The sequence below is a fragment of the Aquabacterium sp. UBA2148 genome, from assembly GCF_002328915.1.
Classification (GTDB): domain Bacteria; phylum Pseudomonadota; class Gammaproteobacteria; order Burkholderiales; family Burkholderiaceae_C; genus Aquabacterium; species Aquabacterium parvum.
Map to the genome: position 1 here is coordinate 3,075 of NZ_DCXA01000002.1, position 816 is coordinate 3,890.

Genomic DNA, 816 nt, shown 5'->3' on the forward strand with positions numbered 1-816 from the left:
CCCGGCTGGCGTGCACGACGTAGCTGCAGCCCTGGCGGCGGCGCGCCAGCCAGCCCAGGCGTTCGCCCCGCAGCAGCACGACGGCGCAGCGCGTCTGAGCGACCAGCTTGGCGGCCATGGTCATCGTGTAGGCGGGGCGGCCGAAGAAAGGCGCCCAGGCGCCCATGCCCTCGGGCGGCACCTGGTCGGGCAGCAGGCCCACGGTCTGACCCGATTTGAGGGCGCGCAGCATCTGGCGCACGCCGCCCAGGGTGGCGGGGCTGGTGAGCATGCCGGGGCGGTTGCGCGAGTCCTTCATCACCTCGGCCAGCCAGGCCTGCTTGGCAGGGCGGTAGAGCGCGGTGATCGGTTGTTGCGCACCGAAGCGCTCGGCATAAGCCTGCGCCGTGACCTCGAAGCAGCCCAGGTGGGGCGTCAGCAGCAGCAGGCCTTTGCCCTCTGCCAGCGCCTGCGTGACGACTTCGGGGTGGCGCCATTGCACGCGCTCACCGAAGGCCTCCTCGCGCGGGCGGCCCCACATCAGGGGCAGCTCACCCACCATCTTGCCGGCGTGGCCGACCGCCGCCCAGCGCTGGCTGCGACTCAAGCCCACCGCGTCGGTGTGGGCCTTGAGGCGGCGGCGGTAACTGGGCGAGCCGAGGTAGGCCAGCCAGCCCATGGCCGCGCCCAGGGGGTGCAGCAGGCAGAGGGGCCAGTGGCTCAGGCGTTGGAGGGCGTTGAGCATGTCGGGCTGCATTCTGCCTGAGGGCCTTGCGGCAGGCCGAACGCGGGGCGCGGGCCCTCGAAGGTTGCCTGAGCCTCACCCCTGCGGCCCCA

The 816-nt window shown here is 72.8% G+C and carries 1 protein-coding gene; it reads right to left on the reverse strand.

What is annotated here, in order from left to right; all coding sequences use genetic code 11:
• Positions 1–724: lysophospholipid acyltransferase family protein (locus B2W70_RS00040; RefSeq protein WP_286741856.1), on the reverse strand; the 724-nt coding region annotated here is incomplete at its 3' end.
• Positions 725–816 lie beyond the last annotated feature (92 nt).